This window comes from Pseudomonas fontis, from assembly GCF_028656955.1.
GTDB lineage: Bacteria > Pseudomonadota > Gammaproteobacteria > Pseudomonadales > Pseudomonadaceae > Aquipseudomonas > Aquipseudomonas fontis.
Genome location: NZ_JAMDGY010000101.1, coordinates 1 through 25,415 on the forward strand (window position 1 = coordinate 1; position 25,415 = coordinate 25,415).

The window sequence follows — 25,415 nt, forward strand, 5'->3', positions numbered from 1 at the left end:
AATCTGAGCCATGATCAAACTCTTCAGTTCAATACTGCATTGGATTTTGAAAAAATCCTAAACTTGGCTCAGCAATCTCAAAATGAACTATTCGATTTCTCGTATAGCCACTTGTGATGCTGATAATCTTTTTGACTATCAGTCTGAGCTCACAAGCACCCACACGAATTGCTTGATTCAGTTGTTAAAGAGCGGTTGGTTAAGAATCTTTCGTCTCAACCGAGGCGCGCATTCTACGCTTTCCTCAGAGTCTGTCAAGCGTTTATTTTGAAGTCTTTCAGAATTTCCTGCTTAACTTCAAGCGCTTAACTCGCTACGATCTCTCGTCAGCGGGAGGCGAATTCTACAGAACTTATCGTTGCTGTCAACTGCCTTTTCACCGCTGTCGATCTTTCGATCGAAGCATCCCGGCACTACCTGGAACATCTAACTCATTGAGTTTCAAGGAGTTTTCTGTTCCGACTACGCCGGAAGTGGGGCGAATTATAGAGAGATTAAATCGAGCGTCAAGGGTTAATTTGAAAAGCCTTCAAATTAACCCTGAAGCCGCTCTCTATATAGAAGAGGGCGCCTTACAGCACGCCTGCCCCCCTAAGCCGCAGGACGTCCTCCGCCTCCAGGCCCAGCACTTCAGTCAGTACGGCTTCAGTGTGCTCACCCAGCAGCGGCGGCGCGTAACGGTACTCCACCGGCGTCTCGGAAAGACGGATAGGGCTGGCCACCTGCGGCACGCTGCCGGCCAACGGGTGTGGAATCTCGATAGCCAAGCCCCGCGCCTTCACCTGCGGGTCCTGGAACATCTGCGCCAGGTCGTTGATCGGCCCACACGGCACCCCCGCAGTCTCCAACTGGCTGACCCACTCGGCCGTGGTCTTGAACACCGTGGCCTGGCGTATCAGCGGGATCAGCTCGGCACGGTTTGCCACACGCAGCTTATTCGTAGCAAAGCGCGGATCGTCCGCCCATTGCGGCTGGCCTGCCACTTCAGCGAACTTGCGGAACTGGCCATCGTTGCCCACGGTAAGAATGAAGTCGCCATCTGCCGTAGGGAAATCCTGGTATGGCACGATGTTCGGGTGTGCATTGCCCAGCCGCCGTGGCGCCACGCCAGTCGTAAGGTAGTTCATGGCCTGGTTGGCCAGGCAGGCTACCTGCACGTCCAGCAGCGCCATATCAATGTGCTGGCCGCCACCGTCGTGATCACGATGGGCGAGGGCGGCCAGGATGGCGACGGTCGAATAGAGGCCGGTGAGGATATCGGTCAGCGCCACACCGACCTTCACCGGCCCGGCGCCTTGCTCACCCTCCGGGCGACCGGTCAGGCTCATCAGCCCACCCAGCCCCTGGATCATGAAGTCATAGCCCGCGCGCTTGGCATACGGCCCGGTCTGGCCGAAGCCGGTGATCGAGCAGTAGATCAGCCGTGGGTTGATCGCTTTCAGGCTTTCATAGTCCAGCCCATAGGCCGCCAGGCCACCCACCTTGAAGTTCTCTATAAGGATGTCCGACTTCGCCGCCAGCTCGCGCACCAGGCGCTGGCCCTCGGCCTGGGTGAAGTCGATGGTCACCGAACGCTTGTTGCGGTTGGCCGACAGGTAGTACGCAGCCTCGCTGGTGTTCTCGCCGTAGGCGTCCTTGAGGAAGGGAGGGCCCCAGGCGCGGGTATCGTCCCCGGCACCCGGGCGCTCGACCTTGACCACCTCGGCCCCCAGGTCAGCCAGGATCTGGCCCGCCCAGGGCCCGGCCAGCACACGCGATAGGTCCAGCACCCGCAGATGAGATAGCGCGCCCATGGAATGCCTCCTTATTAATAGAAGGCCTGGATGCCGGTCTGCGCGCGACCAAGGATCAGCGCATGCACGTCATGGGTGCCTTCATAGGTGTTGACCACCTCGAGGTTGACCAGGTGACGCGCCACACCGAACTCATCGGAGATGCCATTGCCGCCCAGCATGTCGCGCGCCAGGCGGGCGATGTCCAGGGCCTTGCCGCAGGAGTTGCGCTTCATGATCGAGGTGATTTCGACCGCAGCCGTTCCTTCATCCTTCATCCGGCCCAGGCGCAGGCAACCTTGCAGGGCCAGGGTGATCTCGGTCTGCATGTCGGCAAGCTTTTTCTGGATCAGCTGGTTGGCGGCCAGCGGGCGGCCGAACTGCTGGCGGTCCAGGGTGTATTGGCGTGCGGTATGCCAGCACGCTTCAGCTGCGCCCAGCGCACCCCAGGAGATGCCATAGCGTGCCGAGTTCAGGCAGGTGAACGGGCCCTTGAGGCCGCGCACATCCGGGAAGATGTTCTCTTCAGGTACGAATACGTTGTCCATCACGATTTCGCCAGTGATCGAGGCGCGCAGGCCGACCTTGCCGTGAATGACCGGAGCGCTCAGGCCTTGCCAGCCTTTCTCCAGGACGAAGCCACGGATATCGCCGGCATCGTCCTTGGCCCAGACCACGAACACATCGGCGATCGGGCTGTTGGTGATCCACATCTTGCTGCCGCTCAGGCGATAGCCGCCATCGACCGTCCTGGCACGGGTGATCATCGAGCCCGGATCAGAACCGTGGTTGGGCTCGGTCAGGCCGAAGCAACCGATCCACTCGCCGCTGGCCAGCTTGGGCAGGTACTTCTGTTTCTGCGCTTCGGTACCAAACTCGTTGATCGGCACCATCACCAGCGAAGACTGCACGCTCATCATCGAGCGGTAGCCGGAGTCGATACGCTCCACTTCGCGAGCGATCAGGCCGTAGCACACGTAGTTCAGACCGCTGCCGCCGTACTGCTCGGGAATGGTTGCCCCCAGCAGGCCGACTTCACCCATTTCACGGAAGATCGCCGGGTCAGTCTGTTCATGGCGGAAGGCTTCCAGCACACGCGGTGCAAGCTTGTCCTGGGCGAACTGTTCAGCGCTGTTACGCACCATGCGCTCTTCTTCGGTGAGCTGCTGATCAAGCAGCAGCGGATCGATCCAGTTGAAGCTTGCTTTGCCGGCCATGCGTGAATCCTCGAGAAATAGGTTCAGATGTTCTTGTGCATTGATCCTAGGCCTGTTCGGCCGTCGCGACAAACGAGGATTGCGCAAGCACTTGTGTTAATTTCTCACTCCGAAAGGGCGGCGAAGGCCAGTTTCACCGCCAATTAGTGAGGTTGACGTATATGCGCCGCAAGATCCCCAGCACTACGGCATTGGTTTGCTTCGAAGCGGCGGCCCGCCACGAGAGCTTTACCAAGGCAGCCCATGAATTGGCCCTGACCCAGGGCGCCGTCTGTCGGCAGATCGGCGGCCTGGAGGAGTTTCTGAATGTGGAACTGTTCCGGCGTTCGCGGCGCGGCGTCAAACTGACCGAGGCCGGCCTCTCTTATAGCCGCCGGGTTGCCACCCAGCTGGACGCGGTGGAGCGCGACACCCTGTCGGTCATGGGCCAGCAGGGCGCCAACGTGATCGAACTGGCGGTGGTGCCGACCTTCGGCACGCAATGGCTGCTGCCACGCCTGAAGGGCTTCCAGCAACGCCACCCGGAGGTCACGGTCAACCTGACCAACCGCACCCGGCCGTTCCTGTTCGCCGACACCACGTTCGATGCCGCCATCTATTTTGGCGATGCCGATTGGTCCGGCACCGAGTCCCATCGCCTGATGGGTGAGAACCCGCTGCCGGTGTGCAGCCCGGCCTTGCTGGACGGGCAGGGCAGCCTCAGCGCCGAAGCCATCGCCCAGCTGCCGCTGCTGCAGCAGACCACCCGCCCTTATGCCTGGCGCCAATGGTTCAACAGCCTGGAGATGAACGTGGCGCGGGACATGACCGGCCCGCGCTATGAGCTATTCTCGATGTTGGCACAGGCGGCAATGCACGAAATGGGCATTGCCCTGATTCCGCCGTTCCTGATCCAGCGCGAACTGGAGCAGGGCAGGCTGGTGATTGCCAACGCGCACGCGCTGTCGAGCATCAAGGCGTATTACCTGATGATCCCCGAGCGCAAGGTGGAATCGGCCTCTTTACGCGCGTTTCGCGACTGGCTGGTAGACGAAGCTCAGCGCTACGCCGCAGCCCACAAGGACGAGACAAGTTACTGACCCCGTAGTCAGCAATTTTAGAGCACTACAGATATACGGAAATGTCGAATATGAACAGACTGTTCCGGCACCCCCTCAAATACCGCTTAACCCTGCTGTTTACGCGGCTTTCACGACTTAAATCGGTTTCCTTTTCTGCTTTCAGCAGATTTCTCGAAAAAAATTCAAATTTTTCCGTAATCTCCCTGAAGCCCGTGCTTGGCGGGCTCCGGACCATTTGTTGCGACATTCGGTCACAGGGTGACTTGTAGTTTAAGTACCGTCACCCTCCAAAACTTGTTGAAGCGATTCAGGATCGCCTGCAATATTTCGCGCCCCGCCGGTATTCACGGCGGGATCGTGCTGATCGGCCGCCCCAGACGCACCATCCGCAGTGCGCTGGTTTACCAACAAAAGATCACGCAGGAGATATTGACGTGCACATTGGTGTTCCTCTCGAAACGCAGACGGGCGAAACACGGGTCGCTGCTACCCCCGAAACCATCAAGAAACTGATTGGCCAGGGTCATCAGGTCACTGTGCAACGCGGCGCCGGGCTCAATGCCAGCGTGCCGGACAGTGCCTATGAAGCAGCAGGCGCCACTATTGGCTCCGCCACCGATGCGTTTGGCGCACAACTGGTTCTCAAGGTTGTAGCACCTGACGACAGCGAACTGGGCCAGATCCAGAGCGGCACCGTACTGGTGGGTATGCTCAACCCCTTCAACAACGACCTGATTGCCAAGATGGCCGAGCGCGGCATTACCGCCTTCGCCCTCGAAGCCGCGCCACGTACGTCGCGGGCCCAGAGCCTGGACGTGCTGTCGTCGCAGGCCAACATTGCCGGCTACAAGTCGGTGCTGCTGGCCGCGCATCACTATCCGCGCTTCATGCCGATGCTGATGACCGCCGCCGGTACCGTGAAAGCGGCCCGCGTGCTGATCCTCGGTGCCGGCGTCGCAGGCCTGCAGGCCATCGCCACGGCCAAGCGTCTGGGTGCGGTGATCGAAGCCTCGGACGTGCGTCCGGCGGTGAAAGAGCAAATCGAGTCGCTGGGCGCCAAGTTCATCGATGTGCCGTATGAAACCGACGAGGAGCGCGAATGCGCCGAAGGCGTCGGCGGCTATGCACGGCCGATGCCCGCCAGCTGGATGCAACGCCAGGCCCTGGCCGTGCACGAGCGCGCCAAGCAGTCCGACATTGTCATCACCACTGCGCTGATCCCCGGGCGCAAGGCGCCGACCCTGCTCAGCGCGGAAACCGTGGCGCAGATGAAGCCAGGCTCGGTGGTCATCGACCTGGCAGCGGCGCAAGGCGGCAACTGCCCGCTGACCGTCGCCGACCAGATCGTCCTGGCGAACGGCGTGACCATCGTCGGCCCGACCAACCTCCCGGCCCAGGTCGGCGCGGATGCCTCGGCGCTGTATGCACGCAATCTGCTCGACTTCATGAAGCTGCTGTTCGACAAAGACGGCCAGTACCTGCTCAACCTCGAAGACGACATCGTCGCCGCGTGCCTGATGTGCCGCGACGGCCAGGTCATCCGCAAGAACGGATAAGGAGCCAGACAATGGAAGACATGCTGATCTCTCACGGCGTCTACAACCTGATCATCTTCGTGCTGGCCATCTATATCGGTTACCACGTGGTGTGGAACGTCACCCCCGCTTTGCATACCCCATTGATGGCGGTTACCAACGCCATCTCCGCCATCGTCATCGTCGGCGCCATGCTGGCGGCGGCCCTGACCGTCACCCCGCTGGGCAAGGTCATGGGCACCCTGGCCGTCGCCCTGGCAGCGGTCAACGTGTTCGGTGGGTTCCTGGTCACCCGGCGCATGCTGGAGATGTTCAAGAAGAAAGCAGCCAAGGTCGAGGGGCGGAAGTAAACATGAGCATGAACCTGGTAACACTTCTCTACCTGGTGGCGTCGGTCTGCTTCATCCAGGCCCTCAAAGGCCTGTCGCACCCAACCACGTCGCGGCGCGGCAACCTGTTCGGCATGCTCGGCATGGCCCTGGCGGTGTTCACCACCGTCGGCCTGATCTACAAGCTGGGCGCGGAACTGGCCACGGCGGGTATCGGCTATGTGATTGTCGGCCTGCTGGTCGGCGGCACCGCCGGCTCGATCATGGCCAAGCGCGTGGAAATGACCAAGATGCCGGAACTGGTCGCCTTCATGCACAGCATGATCGGCCTGGCTGCGGTGTTCATTGCCATTGCCGCCGTGGTTGAACCGCAATCGCTGGGCATCGTCGCCAGCATCAGCGACCCGATCCCGACCGGCAACCGCCTGGAGCTGTTCCTTGGCGCAGCCATCGGTGCGATCACCTTCTCCGGTTCGGTCATCGCCTTCGGCAAGCTGTCGGGCAAGTACAAGTTCCGCCTGTTCCAGGGTGCACCGGTACAGTTCACCGGCCAGCACAAGCTGAACCTGGTCCTGGGCCTGGCCACGCTTGCCCTCGGCCTGGTGTTCACCTTCACCGGCAGCTACAGCGCCTTCGTGCTGATGCTGGCCCTGGCGTTCGTGATGGGCGTGCTGATCATCATCCCGATCGGTGGCGCCGACATGCCGGTCGTGGTGTCGATGCTCAACAGCTACTCGGGCTGGGCGGCCGCCGGTATCGGCTTCTCGCTGAATAACTCGATGCTGATCATCGCCGGCTCCCTGGTCGGTTCGTCCGGTGCCATCCTCTCGTACATCATGTGCAAGGCGATGAACCGTTCGTTCTTCAACGTGATTCTCGGCGGCTTCGGCGGCGCGGCAGACGTGGCCGGCCCGGCAGGTGCCAAGGAAGCCCGCCCGGTGAAATCCGGTTCGGCCGACGACGCCACCTTCCTGCTGAGCAACGCCGACACCGTGATCATCGTGCCGGGCTACGGCCTGGCGGTGGCCCGTGCCCAGCACGCGCTGAAGGAACTGACCGAGAAGCTGACCCACAACGGGGTGAACGTGAAGTACGCGATCCACCCCGTGGCTGGCCGCATGCCCGGGCACATGAACGTACTGCTGGCGGAAGCCGAAGTGCCGTACGACCAGGTGTTCGAGATGGAAGACATCAACTCCGAGTTCGGCCAGGCCGACGTGGTGCTGGTACTGGGCGCCAACGACGTGGTCAACCCGGCGGCGAAGAACGATCCGAAGTCGCCGATTGCCGGCATGCCGATCCTCGAAGCCTTCAAGGCCAAGACCATCATCGTCAACAAGCGCTCGATGGCCAGCGGTTATGCCGGGCTGGACAACGAACTGTTCTACCTGGACAAGACCATGATGGTCTTCGGTGATGCGAAGAAGGTCATCGAGGACATGGTCAAGGCTGTCGAATAAGCCCTTGTTTGACTGTGACAATTAGCCCCAGCGCGGTACCGGCTGGGGCTTTTTCATGCCCGGCCAGCCGACAGAAGGCTCTATTTCAGGGCTTCGCATTCGACCTTGGTCGCGGGACGGGGCCAGGCGAAATCACTAGACTGCGCATCTAGCTTTTGTAGCCTGAGATAACAATCCATGTACCGTGATCGTATTCGCTTGTCCTCCCTGCACAGCAAGGTAATGAGTGCGGCCGATGCCGCAGGCCTGATCGAGGATGGCATGACCGTCGGCATGAGCGGCTTCACCCGCGCCGGCGAAGCCAAGGCCGTCCCCCACGCGCTGGCAGAACGGGCCAAGCAATCGCCGTTGAAAATCAGCCTGATGACCGGCGCGAGCCTGGGCAACGACCTCGACAAGGAACTGACCGAGGCCGGCGTACTCGCCCGCCGCATGCCGTTCCAGGTAGACAGCACCCTGCGCAAGGCCATCAACGAAGGCAAGGTCATGTTCATTGACCAGCACCTGTCGGAAACCGTCGAGCAACTGCGCAACCAGCAGCTCAAGCTGCCGGACATCGCCGTGATCGAAGCCGTCGCGATCACCGAACAGGGCCACATCGTGCCGACCACCTCGGTGGGCAACTCGGCCAGCTTCGCCATTTTTGCCAAGCAGGTGATCATCGAGATCAACATGGCGCACAACGCCAACCTCGAAGGCCTGCATGACATCTATATCCCGACTTACCGGCCGACCCGTACGCCGATCCCGCTGGTGAAGGTCGATGACCATATCGGCAGCACCGCGATCCCGATTGATCCGGCCAAGATCGTCGGCATCGTCATTACCGAACAGCCGGATTCGCCGTCTACCGTGCTGTCGCCAGACGTTGAAACCCAGGGTATCGCCAACCACCTGATCAACTTCTTCAAGCAGGAAGTGGAACAAGGGCGCATGACCAACAAGCTTGGCCCGCTGCAAGCCGGTATCGGCAACATCGCCAACGCGGTGATGTGCGGCCTGATCGACTCGCCGTTCGAAGACCTGACGATGTACTCCGAAGTCCTGCAGGACTCGACCTTCGACCTGATCGACGCCGGCAAGCTGAGCTTCGCCTCGGGCAGCTCGATCACCTTGTCGAGCCGGCGCAATGCCGACGTGTTCGGCAACCTGGAGCGCTATAAAGAGAAGCTGGTACTGCGCCCGCAGGAAATCTCCAACCACCCTGAGGTGGTGCGGCGCCTGGGCATCATCGGCATCAACACCGCGCTGGAGTTCGACCTGTACGGCAACGTCAACTCCACCCACGTGTGCGGTACGCGCATGATGAACGGCATCGGCGGCTCGGGCGACTTCGCCCGCAACGCCCACCTGGCGATCTTCGTGACCAAGTCGATTGCCAAGGGCGGCGCGATTTCCAGCGTTGTGCCGATGGTCAGCCATGTCGACCATACCGAGCACGATGTGGATATCCTGGTCACCGAGCAAGGCCTTGCCGACCTGCGTGGCCTGGCGCCACGCGAGCGCGCCCGGGTGATCATCGACAACTGTGTGCACCCGGATTACCGCGCAGCACTGAATGACTACTTCACCCGCGCCTGCGAGCGTGGTGGGCACACCCCGCACATCCTGCGCGAAGCCCTGCAGTGGCATGAAAACCTGGAAGAAACCGGGCGCATGCTGGTCGGCTGACCTGCTGCGTCAACAGCCGGTGCCGCGCAATGCGCACCGGCTGTACAGTTGGACGGCAGCATCGACAGAAAACTGTACTACTGTACCGGTCGATGATCGGTACTTTCCCGCTTGAAACCACCCTCTTTGCACAAAAATGCACCATTCGAGTGCGGACCGGTACAGTTACGCCAAAATCAGGTGCAACAGTGCCCTTAAACAGTTAACTGACCCATCACACTTCAAGTGAACTGTATCTACTGTTATGGTCGACGGAGGAGGATCATTGGCATCAGTTAAATCACTACCTAATGCCGCCACAAGCGGAAGGATGACACATCATGGAACGTACCCTCAGTTCCGGTCTGGTTTTCGAAAACACCGTTGAACAATCCAAAGCCTCGCTGCCACTGCGCCTGCTGGCTAACCTGATGCTGTGGCAACGCCGCATCTCCAGCCGCCACCAACTGGCTCGCCTGGATTCGCGTCTGCTGGCTGATGCCGGTATCAGCGAAGCACAACGCTACGAAGAGCTGAGCAAGCCGTTCTGGCGTTAATGCAAGGCTCGCCGGCCTGAAGCCGGCACCGTGAATTCCCCAAAACCCGTCGCAGGTCACTGCTGACGGGTTTTGTCGTTCTGGGAAGGCCGGAATAGAGCGGCTGGGTAGATACCAGTACAGTTTTTTATATTTAGAAATTTACCTTAACAGTTGAACTTGTCGAGCTTTTGCTGGCCTCATCGTCGGCAACGCCGACTCCCACAGGGCCAGAGCTGCAGCCCTCTGTGATGGCAGGCGACCCGAAAACTTGCGTGATACGCTTGTCTGTAGCGTCACCCGCTATGCGTGCGTCTGACACATCAGCACCCACTGTCCTTCTTTGGAGATCGACCATGACCCGTTCCCATCTGCTCGGCGCCGCACTGCTTCTAACCCTGGCGTCCGCCGCCAACGCCACCAGCTTCGTGGTAACCACCGATGCCGTCGTAGGCAGTGTGGCCGCCACTACCGATGCCACCTCCGACGTATCCTCCTCGTTCCGTGACGACAAGATCGTGCGCGCCGCCCGTGACGACGCCGCCAGCTTCGTCGCCAGCCAAGGTGATATCCGTGGCGTGAAGCTGGAAAGCGCCTTCGCCCACATCCGCCAGCAAGCGCCGACGCTGCAGGCTTCGGATGTACAGCTGGCCCAGGCCATCCTGGCCCTCTAAGCCCGCCGCACAACATCGCGTAAAGACCCTGCGCTGGCCCGAGCCAGCGCATTGGGATAGCCTTTGCCGCCTGATTTCATCACCCTATATAAGTGCTCATGCGTTATCTGCTGTCGCTGTTGCTCCTGTCAGTCGTGCCCGGCGCCGCCCAAGCCCTGGACCTGACCACCCAGAACCTGATCGTCAGTGGCTACGTCACCAGCAAGGTGACCTCGGCCCCCTTCGACCGTAAGCTGGTCCTCGCCGCACAGGACGACGCGGCCGCGTTCGTCGCCAGTGGCGGGGCGCTACGGGGTGCGCAACTGGAGGCCGCGCTCAACCGGCTGCACCAGACCAGGCCCGAACTTCATGTCAGCGACCTTGAACTGGCGCAGGCAATTCTCGTCCAATGATTACCGCCGTTTTTCCGGAGATGCTCCATGCGTAAACCGCTGATTGCCGCCACCCTCGGCCTTCTGATGCTCGCCGACCTGGCTCAGGCGCAAACCCTGGTGGCCACCAGCAACATCATCGTGCGCGCCTTCGGTCGCTCAATCGACTTCACCTCGGACACCACCACCTCGATCCGTGACGCCAAAGTGGTACGCGAAGCCCGTGACGATGCCGCCAGCTATGTCGCCAGCAGCGGCGATATCCGTGGCGCCCAGCTGGAAGCCGCATTCGACACCCTGCGCCAACGCGTCCCTGAAGCGCGTGACGCCAGTGACCAGGTGCTTGCCGAAGCCATTCTCGCGCTGTGAACAGCCTTCGTGCCTGGCTGATGAGCGCCGCCCTGCTGCTCAGTGGCCCCGCGCTGGCCGACCTGCAGCTTGTGCTGCAAACGGACGGTCTCGACCCGCACCAGCAGCGGGCCAGCCAGGCACTGCTGGATGAAGCGCTGCAAGCGCTTCCCCCGGCATTCAAAACCCGCCTGGACCGTCGCGTCCAGGTCAGCTGGAGCGAGCAGATGCCTGAGGATGCCTACGGGCAGGCCTCGCTGGTGTCCAGCCTCGAACTCAACCGGCGCCTGCTGGCCAGCCTCACCGCCGGCACGGCCGCCACCACACAGACCAAACGCCCGCACGGCACGGTTCGCCAGGAACTGCTGGCAACAGTGCTGCATGAGCTGACCCACCTGTACGACCGCGCCCGCCTGTGGCCCAGCCCTGAGCGCACACTGATCAGCCGTTGTGCGCGGGCGGGCAGCACGCAAGGGCGGGTCGGCCTGCCTGATGACTGCCGTGGCCAGACCGAACGACGCTTCACCCTGAGCGATGATCCGCGCCTGCTCGACCTCGCCGGCTGGCCGCAGTACGTCGGCCGCCGGGGTGAGCGCGAGCAGGGCAACCACCAGGTGTCCCGCACGCCGGACAGCTATGAGCTGAGCAGCCCGAAGGAGTTTGTCGCGGTCAACATGGAGTACTTCCTCCTCGACCCGAGCTACGCCTGCCGCCGCCCGGCCTTGCATGCCTACCTTGAAGCACACTTCGGCTGGTCGCCGGAGCACCCGGCCTGTGCGCGTGACCTGCCGTTCCTCAATGCCGGCAATGATTTCGCCAAGGAGCCCCTGGGGCAGATCGACCCCGAGCGGGTCTACGCCGTCGACTACCTGCTGGCCGAAGCCAACCAGAACTGGGTCAGCCGCTGGGGCCACAGCATGCTGCGCCTGGTTATCTGTGCCCCCGGGCGCCCGCGTGGCCCGGATTGCCGGCTGGACCTGGACCAGCACCTGGTGCTCTCGTATCGCGCCTTCGTCAACGATGTGCAGCTGTCCAGCTGGGGCGGCCTCACCGGGGCCTACCCGTCACGGCTGTTCGTCTTGCCGCTGGCACAGATCATCGACGAGTACACCAAGACCGAGCTGCGCAGCCTGGCCTCGGTGCCGCTCACGCTGACCCGCCCGGAGCTGGAAAACCTGGTGCGCCAATCCGCCGAGATGCACTGGAACTACGACGGCAACTACTACTTCATCTCCAACAACTGCGCCGTCGAAACCTTGAAGCTGCTGCGCAGCGGCACCGCCAGCCCGCGCCTCACCAGCCTCGACAACATCACCCCCAATGGCCTGCTGGAAGTGCTCAAAGGCCGTGGTCTGGCTGACACCAGCGTGCTCGATGACCCGCGCGAAGCCTTGCGCCTGGGCTATCGCTTCGACTCCTACCGGGACCGCTACCAGGCCATGTTCGAGGTACTGAAGAAGCACCTGCCGATCCCCCAGGCCAGTGTCGAAAGCTGGCTTGAACAGCCCGCCGCCAAGCGCCAGCCCTGGTTCGCCCAGGCCGACCTGCGCACCAGCGCCGCCTTGCTCTTGCTTGAACAGGCCAGCCTGCGCCGGCAACTGCTGCTGGCCCAGGACGAGGTCAAGCAACGCTACCTCAGCGGGCGGGCCCTGAATGACGCGGGCGTGGCCAAGGCCAACAACACCTTGCAACAGGTGCTGGCCAACAGCGGCTACCTGAGCAAGCCGTCACAACTGCTCGGCAACAGCGGCTATGGCCTGCCGCAAGCCGAAGAACGTCGCGAGCTGCAGCGCAGCAGCAGCGAACACCAGCAGCAATTGAAGCGACTGACCGGCGACCTCGACCTGGAAGTCCGCGCCTTGCTCGAACCCGCCCGTGCGGCAGAAATCACTGCCGTCGAAAGCAACCTCAAGCAGGTCGGCGAACACCTGCGCGCCTTGCACAAAGCCGCTGGCGGGCTGCAATTGCCCTGAGTCCAAGGTTGACTTTGAATCTGCCTGTGCCACTATTTCGCCGCTAGAAAAATGGCATTTTGACGCCATTGCGCTTGTACCGCATCGCGGGCTGGCGAATCGTGAAACCTCTTTCTATCGACGTGTCGGCCTGACCTCAGCCAGGCCCGGCCGCGCACGGACGACTGTCGGCATGGTGGGAATATATGGACGTAGTCGGTGACGACCGCGAGTACGAGTGGTCACTGGAAGGTCAGCGCTGGCTTCAGGATGCCCACGGCAGATTCGCCCTGACACACGTCGACGGCCAGGCGCTGGACAGCAGCGAGCTGGACCTCGACTTCCTCGTGGGCGCGCAACGAGCGCCCGATGGCGCCTCCTTCCTGCCTGCCGCGTTCAGCCATTGCCCGCAGACCGGCAAGCCCCTTGAGCCCGTGCGCTATGACGCGCAGCGACGCTGGTTGCCGCCGTATGGCAACGGCAGCGGTCGCCGGGTGGTGGAAAACGACTGCAAGCTCGACAGCGCCGAGCAGATCGTCGCGGCGCTGTTCACCAAGCTTTCCGCCAGCCCCCAGAGCAGCCTGAATGATCATGCCGAACTGCTGACGGCGCCGCGCAAGAACGGGCTGAACTTCCTGGTGGCCAACCTTGGCGGCCACCGCGAAGCGTTGTTCGCCCTGGACCGTGAAGGCAGCCTGTTCCTCTGGCAGCGCCAGGCGAAGCAGTGGGCCACGCTGCGCCCGGAAACCACCCCCATTGGCCGTTCCAGCCTGCCAAGCTGGGCATGGGCGGTAAGCCTGCGCGAGCAGGGCGCTCAGCAGCGGCTGATCCTGGCGGGTGATGAAGGCGCGAGTGAAATCAGCGTCCACCCAGTGACCGGACGCTACCGCCTGGAGCGCTGCCACGGCAAGGCCATCGGGGCCCCCGGCGACCTTGATGGGCAGACCTTCATCCCGCAGCAGTTGCCCGACGGCAGCGTCTGCCTGGTCGAGCGCCACGCCGATGGCTGGCGTCAACACCCCATCGCCCATGCCGACGCCGCACTCATGAGCGAGCTGTCGGCACCGCTGCGCCTGCCGTCTTCGCGCCGGCTGCTGTGGGTTGGTGAGCATGGCTACCTCAGCGTGAAACTGGGTGAAACCCTGGATGCGCAATGGCTGGCCTGGCCTGTCGGCGCCACAGCGCGCCCGGAATATGGCCCGCCTTTTGTCGATGGCTATGGCATCTGGCAACTGCTGTTCAGCGATGGCGTGCAGTTCTACCTGCGCCTGGATTCGGATGAACGCCGCGAACTGCGTGGCACCCGCCTGGGTACCGGGCACCTGAACTACAAGTTCAATGTGCGCCTGGACAAGCCCTGGGACGAGAACGACGAGCACGTCAACCCGACCACCCGCGACGTGATCTATCCGTTCGTGGAGTTCAGTGACCAGCGTCACTTGCTGTCCTTCATCGTGCGCGAAACCTCGGGCCTGCAGAAGTTCTTCGACGCCAGCCAGCCAACCGACACGCACTACCGCCTCGAACGCATCGGCGAGCCGCCACTGGAGATGCTGCTCAAGGTCAGCCAGCCGTGGAACGCCCAATGGTTCTGCTACGACAACGCCCTGTGGCTGTACATCGACTCATCTGGAGCGCTCTACCGATGGAACGTCTGACCCGGCGCCTGCGCCACGGCCTGTTGCTGGCCCTGAGCCTGGTGTGCTTCGGCGCCCAGGCCGATTCGCTGCGCCAGGTGTTCCTGGTGCAGAACTCCGGCTGGATGGAGCCGTTCTACCTCGACCCGGCCTCGGGCTTCAAACCCCTGGTGACCCAGCTGGCCGCCACTGCGGCCGGCAATGGTGAAGTGGTGATCGGCGCGTTCAACCAGGCCGACAACGCGCACCCGTCGCCCGAGTGGACCTACCGCGGCCCCGGCACCCACGCCAAGCTTGGCGAGAGCGTCAGCGCCCTGAAGCTTGCGCGCAAGGCCAGCGGCGCCTATGCCGACACCGACTTCAAGGAAGCCTTGCTGGCGGCCATCCAGACCGGCCTGGAAGGGCGCGAAGGGATCGTCTGGATCATCACCAACAACAAGAACAGCCCGAACAACAGCAGCGAAACCCAGCTGAAGAACCGCGAGTTCTACGACCTGCTGCACAAGGAAGCGGTGATCACCCGCATCGCCGCCTTCCCGCAGAAGATGCCGGTCAAGAGCAGCAACTTCGAAGCCAACGGCCTGATGATCTATGCCCTGGCCTACGGCGAGAATGCCAGTGCGCAACTGGAGCAGGTGCTGGCCCAGCCGACCCTGGCGACCTTGCTCAAGGATGACCGTGTGCGCCTCAAGCCGCTGACCCAGGCGGCGGTGCGATTCATCCCTACCGGCGTCCAGGACACCCCGGACGTCAGTGCCGAGCTGGCCCCGGACCAACAAACGGTGGTGCTCAACATCAACGTCGATGGTTCACCGAAGACTGCCGTGCTGCTCGGGCACTTCGAGAACCAGTTCAACCCGTACCAGATCCATTCGGCCAACGTTGCCATGCGCCTGGACGTCCCGGGTGAAGCCTTGCAGTCGTCGATCTCCATGCAGCGCATCGAGAACCTGGAGCCGGGCGCCCGCTCCGAGCAACTGGCGATCAGCCTGCAACTGCCGCCGCTGCCTTCGCAGTGGTCGAGCGAGGTGCTGTTCTCCAGCGGCTACCAGCGTGCCGGGGCCATCGAGGTGCAACTGAGCGACCAGCAACTGCAGATTTCCCAGCAGTTCATCGCACGCATGAACGAGCTGTTCCCCAACGACGCCTTGCCGGACGTGTTCATCCCGTCCAGCGAAGCCAGCTCCTCGGCCACCCGCCTGCCCATCGTGCTGCAGATCAGCTACCCGCTGGGCCCGGTGCTGTTGCTGCTGGTGCTGTTCGTCCTGGTGTTGATCGGCGCGCTGTTCGCCAAGAGCCTGATCGCCGGCAAGAAGCCGGTGACCGTGCTGGTCGAAGGCGTGGCGCAGCAGATCCCGCTCAAGCCGTTCAGCAGCGCAGCGGTCTACGACGAACGCCAGAACAAGGTCGCGACAGTCAAGCGCAGCCTGTTCGGCACCTCCATTGAAAAGCTCTCGGCGGATGTCGCCGTGCGCCTCAAATAACTTTTTATTGCCCTCGGAATCGGAAGCCCAGTCATGGCCCAAACCAGCTCTCTGCCAGCCCCAGTCGAAAGCGCAGCCCCTGCGCCAGCCCCCGTCACCACTACCTCGACCTTGAGCGTGCCTGCTCCGGTGATGGACCTGGGCCCGAAAAAAGTCGACAGCCGCGATGCGCTGATCGGTGTAGCCGTGCTGGTCGTTCTGGCGCTGATCTTCTTCGTCATCAAGAACGCCTACGCCAACTGGCGCGTGCGCGAGCGCGTGGCCCCAAGCCGTGCCAACGCATCCGGCTGGTTCCTGTTCCTCGGCCTGCTGATGGTCTCGGCCATGGCTGTACTGGCGGTGATCAACTCGGGCCAGTTCCTGGTCCCGCTGTACCTCGCGCCACTGGCCGGGGTTGCCGGCCTGTCGCTGCTTGCCTGGCTGATGACCTTCTCGGCCAAGCGCTGAGCATCACCGCCTGACCTGCGGCTGGCCTGCCAGCCGCATTGAACCGATGTATGGATTAGACCGCCGACCCGCGTCGGCCCGCCCAGCCAGGGCTCATGGAGTTTCCCGATGAACGAGCATGCACAACCTACCGGCCCGGCAGCACTGAACCCCGTCAGCGAAAAGATCTACCCGACGCTGTTCATCGCCCTGGGCGGTACCGGCATGAAGGTCAATATTCGCCTGCGCCGACGCATCCTCAATGCCATCTGGGGTGGCAACAACCAGGTCCAGCAAATTGCTGACTTCCCCCTGGTGCAGTTCGTCAACTTCGACCTGGACGCGGGCGAGGTCACCCAGGACGGCAAGTCGGTGAAGACCGACGTGCTGGCCGAGCAGGTGGCGTTCACCTCCGAAGAAAAGATCATCGAGCCGCTCAACCTGAGCAAGTACACCCACTCGATGGATGAGCTCAACCGCCACCGCGAAGTGGCCGAGTGGTTCCCGCTGACCCCGGACAAGATCCGCGCCCTGGGCATCGACCCTTCCAAGGGTGCCGGGCAGATCCGCGCACTGTCGCGCCTGTACTTCTACGACAAGTACCCGGTGATCCGCGACAAGCTGCGCGACAAGGTCGGCCGCCTGTTGAGCAACATTGGCGGGCACGCCGACAAGCTGAAGAAGCTGGGCCTGGAAATCGACCCCGGCAAGATCCGCATCGTCATCAGCGGCTCGGCGGCTGGCGGCACCGGTTCGGGCTCGTTCCTCGACATGGGCTACCTGGCCAAGGCGATCCTCAAGGAACACAACATTGCCGGCAAGGTCGACCTGTTCTTCGTCCTGCCTGGCGGCTTCCACGCCTACAACACCGAACGCGTGCAGGCCAACGGCTACGCGGCGCTGATGGAGCTGGAAACCTGCATGCGTGGCAACCGCCTGGTCAAGCACTGGGATGCCACCGACAACCTGTTCATCGACAACCGTCCGTACGACGACGTCTACATCCTCGACAACAGCAACGTCGCCCAGGCCAAGACCAGCGACCAGGAAGACGTCTACGAGATGCTCTCGGACGTGCTGTTCACCGACTTCACCTCGCAGGACTTCGCCAACAAGAAGCGCTCGATTGCGGTCAACCAGAACCAGCACAAGATCCGCTCCTACACCGTGCGCCTGCCGCAGGACTACGGCGACGACACCGAGCTGCGCTTCCCGTGCTCATACTCCTCGCTGGGCCAGGCCGTGCTCGACACCCGGGTGGACGCGCGGCAGAACGTGCGCCTGAGCCGCCAGGTGCAGCAGATGCTGATGGCCTTCTTCGGCATCGCCAAGACGACGCTGAACGACAACCGGCCAACCGACAAGGAACGCGACGACTTCCTCAAGGAACAGCTCAATGTCACCCCGCGCACCTTCACCGAGCTGCCGGAGTTCCTCTCCAAGGTCGAGCTGACCCTGGCCACGGGCGAGTTCACCCACTACCAACTGGCTGACGACCTGCTGCTGGTTGAGGGCGACAACAGCGTGACCGCGCAGGTCGAGCAGAAGGTCGAAGCACTGTTCGAACGCCTGCAGAACGGCAGCACCGACAAGGACCAGTGGCTCACCCACGTGCGCGAGATCCAGCAGCAGCTGGAGCGCGACACCAAGGGCAGCAGCGTCGACAGCGCCGAGCGCAACCATGAGGTGCGCATCCGCGAGAACCGCCTGCGCCGCCTGGCCGAGCTGGTGCGCGAAGACGCCCTGCCGGACAAGCTGTTCCGGCGCCTGGACGATGACGAGCGCGGCGGCCTGGATTACACCCTGGCACTGGTCGAGATGCTCAAGGACCGCCTGGAAAACGAAAGCGGCGGGATCATCCCGGCGCTGGAGAAAAACGCCGCGCGCTTCAAGGAGCTGGCCGAGAAGCTGGAATCCTCGGAGCTGGCCCGCGAGTTCGAGCGCCTCAAGGAAACCACCGGCGGCGGCTTGATGGCCCGTCTCAGCGGCAAGGACAAACAAGCCGAGACCGTGCTCACCCAGGTCAAGGACACCCTGCGCGACAGCCTGCTGTTCTACGTGCGCTTCGTTGCCGCGCGGGAAGCGGCGCAACTGCTGCGTGACGTCTCCGAGTGGCTGGGCCGCAAGGAATCGGTTGACCAGAACGGCCGTGCCGTGTGGAACGGTTTCGTCGGCCGCCTGCAGGACGGGCGTAACGCGGTCGACCAATTGCTGCGCCGGATCGAAACCGACATCAGCAAGATCGACGCCAGCATCAAGGAAAAACACGCCACGCTGATCCCCCTGACCCTGGTCCAGGGTGGCGAAGAGCAGGCGGTCGACGCATTGCAGGTGCGTGAATGGGCCAAGGAAGCCTTCAAGGACTTCGGCGGCTCCAAGACCCTGTTCAGCAAATTGCAGGACGAGGAGGGCCAGGAAGAACTGCTGGCCAAGCTGCGCAACAAGGCCGTGCAGCAATTGCCGAAAAACCCGCAGGGCATCGACCCGCTGCTCAGCGCCCTGGCTGCGCTGACCCCGGACGAGCAGCGCGACAAGTTCCGCAAACTGCTGCAACGGGCCATGCCCTGGGCACCGCTGAACCTCAACGGTGGCTTCGGCATCAGCAAGGACCGCTACACCTGCCTGGTCGGCGTGCACAACGCCGCCGAGTTCAAGCGCACCTATGGCGCCATGCTGACCCAGTGCATGCCGCAAGGCACCGGGCTGACGGCCGGGCAGATCCAGTTCGTCGAGTCGGGTACCCCGGGCAAGCTGATCTGCTTCACCGAACTGAGCGGCTTCCCGCTGCCGGCGCTGACCCCGCTGCCGACGTACCTGGCCAGCTACCGCAAGGAAAGCGCGACCATCCCGCTGCACAGCCACAAGCGCATCAGCCAGTTCGTGCAGCCGATCCAGTTCACCCAGGAGCAGTACCGCCAGTTCGCCGAGGACTTCAAGCTGTACCTGCACGCCGTGGCCACCGGCGTCTTGCGCCGCACCCAGGGTGAGCGCTACGAGTTCATGATCGACCAGGACTACTTCACCGTGGGTGACGAGTTCGCGATTCGCCAGAACGGCCTCAACGCCCTGCAACGCAAGGACATCGAAGACCAACTGCGCCAGCGCTATGAGCAACTGCGCAGCCCGCAGCAACTGGCGGCCATGGTCGCGCTGTTCGAAGACCTGCGTCGCGGCGCCTACAAGCCGCAGGTGCGCCTGGACGAAATCGGCGTGTCGTCGCTGTACCAGACCTTCCCGTACAAGATCGCCGAGCTGCTGAAGAACGAATACGACAACCGCCTCAAGCGCCAGCACCCGGACCAGGCCGAGCGTTTGCTGGAACAGGCGCGGGGGCTGATCGAACAGTTCGCCGAGCCGGTGAGCGGCTCGCGCGCTGACGTCTACCGCGATGAAGTGCACGACGACCACAGCGAGAAACGCACCCTGCGCAAGGAGTTCTTCAGCGCAGGCTGGCTGGATGGCCTGTTCCAACCGGCCGCCGCCAGTGCGCCGGTGTTCGCCGCCGCCCCAGGCCTGGTGCCACCGCCGGCCCCCGGTGCCGGCGCAGCAGTACCGCCACCGGTGGCAGCCCCGGTACACCGTTATCACCTGAGCGTGGCCGGCACCAACTATGGCCCGTACACCGTCAGCGAGTTGCAGCAGTTCGTGCAGGGCAACCAGGTGACTCGTGACAGCCTGCTGTGGCGCGAAGGCATGCCGGCCTGGTCGACGGCCGGGCAGATCGCCGAGCTGGCCCAGCTGTTCGCCCCGGCCGTGCCGGCGGCGCCAGCGCCAGGCACACCACCGCCGGTCGCGCCGTTGGCGCCGCCGCCCGTGAATTGAGGGAGGCTCGCGACTGATGTCTGCATCCACTAAGAAACCGGCCTTCCCGCTGAACTGCGCCAACGCCGGCTGTGCCAAGGCACTCGCCGGCCCGGTGAAGTTCTGCCCGTACTGCGGCGCCAGCAGCCAGGTGGCGGTCACCGCGGTGGCTGCTGCGCCGGTCAGTGCACCGGTCAGCGTACCGACACCCACTCCGACCGTGGCGCCGGTGGTTGCGCCGGCGCCGGTCCGTGAAGTGACGGTGGAGCGTCGTGAGGTAGAGCCGCAGCCCACACCGGCGCGGATCGCGCCGCCACCACTGCCGGTGGCCGCCGGCAAACCGCGCAACCTGGCCCGCAATGCCGGGTTGGCGGCGGCCGTGCTCCTCGCGGTCGTCGGCTACGCGGCCTACCAGATGAACGCCGGCAAGGCGCAGCAAGCGTTCGAAGCGACCCTGCAAGCCGGGCGTGAATGCCTGAACGCCAGCCAGTTCAACTGTGCCCTGGAAAAGGCCGACCAGGCCTTGCGTACCGACAGCAAGGACCCGCGCGCGCTCAACCTGCTGCAACAGGCGCAGGGCGGGCTGGACCGCCAGCAACGCGAAGCTACCGCCAAGCGTGATGACGCTCGGATGAAAGCCCTGGCGGCGCAACAGGCCCTTGACCTGGCCGCTGCCCGCGAGAAGGCTCAGCGCGAGCAGGAACAACTGGCGAAGGTCATCCCGCCCCCCGTCGAGAAGATCCAGGCCCAGGCACCGCCGCCGCCAGCATTGCCCAAGCCGCCACCCACCGCTCGTCCGGCACCACCACGCCCGACACCGACTGCAGCCAGCCCTGGCCTGGTCGGCCAGCAACTGAGCCAGGCGCGCAGTGCCTTGTCCCGTGGCGATGGCAATATGGCCCGCGCCCTGGCCAACATGGTCCTGAGCCAGGACCCGAACAACCGTCAGGCACAGATCGTCCTGCGCCAGGCGGAACAACTGCGCAACCAGTCGTCGTTCAGCAAACCCAAGGCATTGGGTGGGGTGATCATCGAATAGACCGGCCTAGAGCGTCTCCCCGGGTTCGCCCGGGAGTTGCTCGTCCAGGTGCAGCCAGGGCAGGCGGCTGGCGGTCCAGATATGCCGGCTGGGCTGCAACTGCTCCGGGTGGTCCAGGGTGGTCACGGTGATGTCGATGCTTTCCGGGCTCAGGTCGGTGGTCAACGCCACGTGGGCACCACAGCGCCGACAGAAATAACGCACGCAACTGGCCGACGAGTCATAGCGCTGCGGTGTGCCTTGCAGCCACTGGAACGCACTGCACGGCACGGTCAGCCAGGTCACCAGCAAACCGCCGGTGACCTTGCGGCACACCGAGCAATGGCAATGGGCAATATCGTCGAATGCGCCACCCTCAAGTCGGTAGCGCAAGGCGCCGCAATGGCAGCCTCCTTCTTGCAGCTGTTTCATCTCACGCTCCTGTCCCATGGAATAAACACCTCTGGTCACCTTTGCCGCGTCGAAAGCTGGCTGAAAGGTTGGCCGCTTAGCATCAGCGCACCACCGGCATGAGACCGGCCAGCCAGGGCTGCCTGAGATTAGTACAGCGCCCGGCCCAGTTAACAACAACAATGGTGATACTGATGTTTTTCCACGCCTGCCTTTCTGCTGTATTCCCGCCCTTACTCCACGCGCCGCGCCCTTCGCGCTGATCATCCGCCCGAATCGTCCTTAATCTTCGACGCGACACGCCTGGAGTATTCCCATGCTGACCTTCCTCGGCTTTGCCATGGTCATCACCTTCATGTACCTGATCATGACCAAGCGCCTGTCGGCCTTGATCGCACTGATCCTGATACCGATTCTGTTCGCCCTGTTCGGCGGTTTCTCGGCCAAGATCGGCCCGATGATGCTCGAAGGCATCACCAAGCTGGCCCCGACCGGGGTCATGCTGATGTTCGCGATTCTGTACTTCGCCCTGATGATCGACTCCGGCCTGTTTGACCCGGCCGTGCGCAAGATCCTCAAACTGGTGAAAGGCGACCCGCTGAAAGTCTCGGTCGGCACCGCCGTGCTGGCCCTGGTGGTCTCCATGGACGGTGACGGCGCCACCACCTACATGATCTGCGTAGCCGCCATGCTGCCGCTGTACAGCCGCCTGGGCATGAGCCCACGGATCATGGCCGGCCTGATCATCCTGGCCGGCGGCATCATGAACATGACCCCCTGGGGTGGCCCGACCGCACGTGCCGCCAGTGCCTTGCACGTCGACCCTTCGGACATCTTCGTGCCGATGATCCCGGCCATGCTCGCCGGTGTGGTGGCCCTGCTGGTGATTGCCTACATGTACGGCAAAAGTGAGCGTGCGCGCCTGGGCGAGCTGCACTTGCCGGGTGACGAAATCGACCACAGCGAAATCAGCGTGTCGCAGTTCCCGGATGCCCGCCGTCCGAAACTGCTGTGGTTCAACGGTGCCCTGACCGCCGCCCTGATGGTCGCGCTGGTCGCCGGCCTGCTGCCGCTGCCGGTGCTGTTCATGATCGCCTTCAGTATCGCCATGATCGTCAACTACCCATGCCTGCAAATGCAGAAGGACCGCGTCGCGGCCCACGCGGGCAGCGTACTGGCGGTGACCGGGCTGATCTTCGCTGCGGGTATCTTCACCGGCATCCTGTCCGGCACCGGCATGGTCGACGCCATGTCCAAGAGCCTGCTGGCGGTCATCCCGGAGGCCATGGGGCCTTACCTCGCGGTAATTACCGCCATCGTGAGCATGCCGTTCACCTTCTTCATGTCCAACGATGCGTTCTACTTTGGCGTACTGCCAGTACTCGCCGAGGCGGCCAGCCACTACGGCATCACCCCGGTCGAGATGGCCCGCGCGTCGATCGTCGGGCAACCGGTGCACCTGCTCAGCCCGCTGGTACCCTCTACGTATCTGTTGGTGGCCTTGGCCGGGATCGACTTCGGTGATCACCAGCGCTTCACCTTGAAGTGGGCAGTGCTGATTTGCGTATGCATAATGATCGCCGCGCTGCTGATGGGAATTTTCCCACTGTTCAGCACACTATAAGATTACGGTTCCACCTAACCGATACGCGCCGCAGCCGTGGCGCGTATCGCCTGAAAGCTTGAAGGAAGACACATGGAATGGCTGACCAGCCCAGAAATCTGGGTTGCCTTTTTTACACTGACTGCGCTTGAGATCGTTCTCGGTATCGACAACATCATCATGATCTCGATCCTGGTCAGCCGCATGCCGAAGCACATGCAGCAGCGCACCCGGATCTTCGGTCTGGCGCTGGCCATGGTCACCCGCATTTTGCTGTTGCTGTCGATCACCTGGGTCATGCGCCTCACCGCCGACCTGTTCGAAGTATTCGGCCAGGGCATCTCCGGTCGCGACCTGATCCTGTTCTTTGGTGGCCTGTTCCTGCTGTGGAAAAGCTCGCAGGAGATCTACCACGGCCTGGAAGGTGAAGACGAAACCCACGACGAGCCGAGCAGCGGCAAGGGTGGCAAGTTCATCTACACCATCATCCAGATCGCCATCATCGACATCGTGTTCTCCCTGGACTCGGTGATTACCGCCGTCGGCATGGTCTCCCATGTACCGGTGATGATCGCGGCAATCGTCGTCGCCGTACTGGTGATGATGCTGTGTGCCAAGGCCATCAGCGACTTCATCGACCAGCACCCTTCGCTGAAGATGCTCGCGCTGTCGTTCCTGATCGTGGTCGGCACGGTGCTGATCGCCGAAGCCTTCGAGGTGCATGTACCGAAGGGCTATGTGTACTTCGCCATGGCCTTCTCGCTGGCGGTGGAAGCCATCAACATCAAGATGCGCACCGCGATGGCCCGCAAGAAGAACAAGGAGCACGACCCGGTCAAGCTGCGCAAGGACATCCCGGGCCAGTAAGGCTTGAGGTAGCGGTAAACCAAACGCCCCGGCTTGCCGGGGCGTTTTGCATTCCCGGCACGGATAAAGTGGCGGTGGCAGCGGCTGCATTTTTCGCCGGCTGCGCGCATCAAGACCTGCCCTACAGATCCGTCAGAACGGTCTGACATCAATCCCGAGCCGAACCATTAACTATTCCCTCTCTTTCGGACAGGGATAGTTCATGAGATCGACCACTGATCGTCCGTTTTTCCACTGTGCACTGTCGGGCAATCCGCCTGGCCTCATCACGAGGCCTCGCTGATGGCACGCCAATCCGACCTGCGCTACACCTTCAAGCCCTTTGTCGGCGATGCCACGTTCGAGGTGCTGTCCTTCGTACTGGAGGAGGGGCTCAGCACGCCGTTCAGCTTGAACGTCGAGCTGTCCGGCGATGACCCCGACGTCGACTTCGGCCAGTTGCTCGACTGCCCCGTGCTGCTGACGATCTGGCGCGGCGAACGCCCTGTTCGCTATGTACACGGCCTGGTCAGCAGCTTCACCCAGGGCGACACCGGCGTTCACCGCACCCGCTATCACGCGTTGATCGAGCCACAACTGGCGCGTGCCCGCCTGCGCTCGAACTGGCGGATCTTCCAGCACAAGAGCGTGCCGCAGATCTTCGAGATCCTGCTCAAGGCGCAACACCTGACCAACGTGGAACTGGTGGTCTGCTTCGACCATCAGGTGCGCGAATACTGCGTGCAGGCCGGGGAAACCGACCTGGCATTCATCGAGCGATTGGCCGCAGAAGAAGGCTTCATCTACGCCTTCGAACACACCGCCAAGGGCCATCAGCTGATTCTCACGGACCGCTTGCTGGCACTGGGTTTGATCACCCGCAGCGTGATCAAGCCGGACCCTGATGACCCGGACAGCGAACCCGTAGAAGAAGACGAAGGCAACGACCCCCTCGCCGTGCTCTACAACCCTGTCCCCGGTGGCGATCACCCCGAGCCTGCGCTGCACCACTTTCGCTACAGCGAGCAGGTGCGCAGCGCCAAGCAGGTACAGCGAGCAGGTGCGCAGCGCCAAGCAGGTACAGCGCGACTACAGCTTCAAAAACCCGGCCTACCGCCAGGAACACAGCGCTACCGCCAGGGACTTGCAGCACCAGTCCCACGATTACGAGCGCTTTGATTTCCCCGGCCGCTACAAGCGCGACGAAGTCGGCAAGCCCTTCACCCAGACCCGCATGGCCGCCTTGCGCCACGATGCACGCATTGCCGAAGTGCAAGGCGACGA

The 25,415-nt window shown here is 62.8% G+C and carries 20 protein-coding genes and 1 pseudogene; 18 read left to right on the plus strand and 3 right to left on the minus strand.

Translation table 11 applies throughout. The annotated features are described in order from the left end of the window. Positions 1–572: 572 nt before the first annotated feature. Positions 573–1,793, minus strand: a complete 1,221-nt coding sequence (locus M5G11_RS24040; RefSeq protein ID WP_273913474.1) for a CaiB/BaiF CoA transferase family protein — start codon at positions 1,791–1,793, stop codon at positions 573–575. Positions 1,794–1,807: 14 nt separating this feature from the next. Further along, complete coding sequence (locus M5G11_RS24045) at positions 1,808–2,989, minus strand: acyl-CoA dehydrogenase (RefSeq protein ID WP_273913473.1); 1,182 nt, start codon at positions 2,987–2,989, stop codon at positions 1,808–1,810. Positions 2,990–3,150: 161 nt separating this feature from the next. On the opposite strand from M5G11_RS24045, the gene M5G11_RS24050 reads away from it, so the two are divergent. From M5G11_RS24050 to M5G11_RS24120, 15 genes are all read left to right on the plus strand, one after another. After that, positions 3,151–4,068: a LysR family transcriptional regulator gene (locus M5G11_RS24050; protein ID WP_273913472.1), complete on the plus strand. Its 918-nt coding sequence runs from the start codon at positions 3,151–3,153 to the stop codon at positions 4,066–4,068. 416 nt (positions 4,069–4,484) lie between these two features. Beyond that, positions 4,485–5,606, plus strand: a complete 1,122-nt coding sequence (locus M5G11_RS24055) for a Re/Si-specific NAD(P)(+) transhydrogenase subunit alpha (RefSeq protein WP_273913471.1) — start codon at positions 4,485–4,487, stop codon at positions 5,604–5,606. An 11-nt stretch (positions 5,607–5,617) separates the two neighbouring features. Then, positions 5,618–5,935: an NAD(P) transhydrogenase subunit alpha part 2 gene (locus M5G11_RS24060; RefSeq protein ID WP_273913470.1), complete on the plus strand. Its 318-nt coding sequence runs from the start codon at positions 5,618–5,620 to the stop codon at positions 5,933–5,935. A 2-nt stretch (positions 5,936–5,937) separates the two neighbouring features. Further along, positions 5,938–7,374: an NAD(P)(+) transhydrogenase (Re/Si-specific) subunit beta gene (locus tag M5G11_RS24065; RefSeq protein WP_273913469.1), complete on the plus strand. Its 1,437-nt coding sequence runs from the start codon at positions 5,938–5,940 to the stop codon at positions 7,372–7,374. A 177-nt stretch (positions 7,375–7,551) separates the two neighbouring features. Beyond that, positions 7,552–9,045: an acetyl-CoA hydrolase/transferase family protein gene (locus M5G11_RS24070; RefSeq protein WP_273913468.1), complete on the plus strand. Its 1,494-nt coding sequence runs from the start codon at positions 7,552–7,554 to the stop codon at positions 9,043–9,045. A gap of 320 nt (positions 9,046–9,365) precedes the next feature. After that, positions 9,366–9,581 carry a DUF1127 domain-containing protein gene (locus tag M5G11_RS24075; protein WP_273913467.1) on the plus strand — a complete coding sequence of 72 codons (216 nt, stop codon included), beginning with the start codon at positions 9,366–9,368 and terminating at the stop codon, positions 9,579–9,581. Between the two features lie 335 nt (positions 9,582–9,916). After that, positions 9,917–10,234: a DUF2388 domain-containing protein gene (locus M5G11_RS24080; RefSeq protein ID WP_273913466.1), complete on the plus strand. Its 318-nt coding sequence runs from the start codon at positions 9,917–9,919 to the stop codon at positions 10,232–10,234. A 98-nt stretch (positions 10,235–10,332) separates the two neighbouring features. After that, positions 10,333–10,626, plus strand: a complete 294-nt coding sequence (locus M5G11_RS24085; RefSeq protein ID WP_273913465.1) for a DUF2388 domain-containing protein — start codon at positions 10,333–10,335, stop codon at positions 10,624–10,626. A gap of 27 nt (positions 10,627–10,653) precedes the next feature. Beyond that, positions 10,654–10,974, plus strand: coding sequence for a DUF2388 domain-containing protein (locus tag M5G11_RS24090; protein WP_273913464.1), 321 nt, complete (start codon positions 10,654–10,656; stop codon positions 10,972–10,974). After that, positions 10,971–12,926 (plus strand): DUF7844 domain-containing protein, encoded by a 1,956-nt coding sequence (locus M5G11_RS24095; RefSeq protein ID WP_273913463.1) that lies wholly within the window; start codon positions 10,971–10,973, stop codon positions 12,924–12,926. The genes M5G11_RS24090 and M5G11_RS24095 overlap by 4 nt, the downstream gene beginning before the upstream one ends. 185 nt (positions 12,927–13,111) lie before the next feature. Next, positions 13,112–14,563: a hypothetical protein gene (locus M5G11_RS24100; RefSeq protein WP_273913462.1), complete on the plus strand. Its 1,452-nt coding sequence runs from the start codon at positions 13,112–13,114 to the stop codon at positions 14,561–14,563. Then, positions 14,551–16,026, plus strand: a complete 1,476-nt coding sequence (locus M5G11_RS24105) for a hypothetical protein (protein WP_273913461.1) — start codon at positions 14,551–14,553, stop codon at positions 16,024–16,026. The genes M5G11_RS24100 and M5G11_RS24105 overlap by 13 nt, the downstream gene beginning before the upstream one ends. Positions 16,027–16,059: 33 nt before the next feature. After that, on the plus strand, positions 16,060–16,473 hold the full coding sequence (locus M5G11_RS24110) for a hypothetical protein (protein ID WP_273913460.1): 414 nt from the start codon (positions 16,060–16,062) through the stop codon (positions 16,471–16,473). 108 nt (positions 16,474–16,581) lie between these two features. Continuing rightward, positions 16,582–20,274 (plus strand): tubulin-like doman-containing protein, encoded by a 3,693-nt coding sequence (locus tag M5G11_RS24115; protein WP_273913459.1) that lies wholly within the window; start codon positions 16,582–16,584, stop codon positions 20,272–20,274. Positions 20,275–20,290: 16 nt separating this feature from the next. After that, positions 20,291–21,292, plus strand: coding sequence for a hypothetical protein (locus M5G11_RS24120; protein WP_273913458.1), 1,002 nt, complete (start codon positions 20,291–20,293; stop codon positions 21,290–21,292). 6 nt (positions 21,293–21,298) lie between these two features. Here the strand turns inward: M5G11_RS24120 and M5G11_RS24125 are convergent, their stop codons facing one another. After that, a complete protein-coding gene (locus tag M5G11_RS24125) occupies positions 21,299–21,703 on the minus strand; it encodes a GFA family protein (protein WP_273913457.1) in 405 nt (134 codons plus the stop codon). A 295-nt stretch (positions 21,704–21,998) separates the two neighbouring features. On the opposite strand from M5G11_RS24125, the gene M5G11_RS24130 reads away from it, so the two are divergent. From M5G11_RS24130 to vgrG, 3 genes and pseudogenes are all read left to right on the plus strand, one after another. Beyond that, positions 21,999–23,306: a CitMHS family transporter gene (locus M5G11_RS24130; protein ID WP_273913456.1), complete on the plus strand. Its 1,308-nt coding sequence runs from the start codon at positions 21,999–22,001 to the stop codon at positions 23,304–23,306. A 72-nt stretch (positions 23,307–23,378) separates the two neighbouring features. Further along, positions 23,379–24,152, plus strand: a complete 774-nt coding sequence (locus M5G11_RS24135; RefSeq protein ID WP_273913455.1) for a TerC family protein — start codon at positions 23,379–23,381, stop codon at positions 24,150–24,152. Between the two features lie 282 nt (positions 24,153–24,434). Beyond that, positions 24,435–25,415 (plus strand): annotated as a pseudogene (vgrG, locus tag M5G11_RS24140) (type VI secretion system tip protein VgrG); the annotation flags it as partial.

Excerpts from the sequence above, each read along its gene's own strand:
- M5G11_RS24040 (WP_273913474.1), bottom strand. The coding sequence starts at position 1,793 with ATGGGCGCGCTATCTCATCTGCGGGTGCTGGACCTATCGCGTGTGCTG.
- M5G11_RS24045 (WP_273913473.1), bottom strand. The coding sequence starts at position 2,989 with ATGGCCGGCAAAGCAAGCTTCAACTGGATCGATCCGCTGCTGCTTGAT.
- M5G11_RS24050 (WP_273913472.1), top strand. The coding sequence starts at position 3,151 with ATGCGCCGCAAGATCCCCAGCACTACGGCATTGGTTTGCTTCGAAGCG.
- M5G11_RS24060 (WP_273913470.1), top strand. The coding sequence starts at position 5,618 with ATGGAAGACATGCTGATCTCTCACGGCGTCTACAACCTGATCATCTTC.
- M5G11_RS24065 (WP_273913469.1), top strand. The coding sequence starts at position 5,938 with ATGAGCATGAACCTGGTAACACTTCTCTACCTGGTGGCGTCGGTCTGC.
- M5G11_RS24070 (WP_273913468.1), top strand. The coding sequence starts at position 7,552 with ATGTACCGTGATCGTATTCGCTTGTCCTCCCTGCACAGCAAGGTAATG.
- M5G11_RS24075 (WP_273913467.1), top strand. The coding sequence starts at position 9,366 with ATGGAACGTACCCTCAGTTCCGGTCTGGTTTTCGAAAACACCGTTGAA.
- M5G11_RS24080 (WP_273913466.1), top strand. The coding sequence starts at position 9,917 with ATGACCCGTTCCCATCTGCTCGGCGCCGCACTGCTTCTAACCCTGGCG.
- M5G11_RS24085 (WP_273913465.1), top strand. The coding sequence starts at position 10,333 with ATGCGTTATCTGCTGTCGCTGTTGCTCCTGTCAGTCGTGCCCGGCGCC.
- M5G11_RS24090 (WP_273913464.1), top strand. The coding sequence starts at position 10,654 with ATGCGTAAACCGCTGATTGCCGCCACCCTCGGCCTTCTGATGCTCGCC.
- M5G11_RS24100 (WP_273913462.1), top strand. The coding sequence starts at position 13,112 with ATGGACGTAGTCGGTGACGACCGCGAGTACGAGTGGTCACTGGAAGGT.
- M5G11_RS24105 (WP_273913461.1), top strand. The coding sequence starts at position 14,551 with ATGGAACGTCTGACCCGGCGCCTGCGCCACGGCCTGTTGCTGGCCCTG.
- M5G11_RS24110 (WP_273913460.1), top strand. The coding sequence starts at position 16,060 with ATGGCCCAAACCAGCTCTCTGCCAGCCCCAGTCGAAAGCGCAGCCCCT.
- M5G11_RS24115 (WP_273913459.1), top strand. The coding sequence starts at position 16,582 with ATGAACGAGCATGCACAACCTACCGGCCCGGCAGCACTGAACCCCGTC.
- M5G11_RS24120 (WP_273913458.1), top strand. The coding sequence starts at position 20,291 with ATGTCTGCATCCACTAAGAAACCGGCCTTCCCGCTGAACTGCGCCAAC.
- M5G11_RS24125 (WP_273913457.1), bottom strand. The coding sequence starts at position 21,703 with ATGAAACAGCTGCAAGAAGGAGGCTGCCATTGCGGCGCCTTGCGCTAC.
- M5G11_RS24130 (WP_273913456.1), top strand. The coding sequence starts at position 21,999 with ATGCTGACCTTCCTCGGCTTTGCCATGGTCATCACCTTCATGTACCTG.
- M5G11_RS24135 (WP_273913455.1), top strand. The coding sequence starts at position 23,379 with ATGGAATGGCTGACCAGCCCAGAAATCTGGGTTGCCTTTTTTACACTG.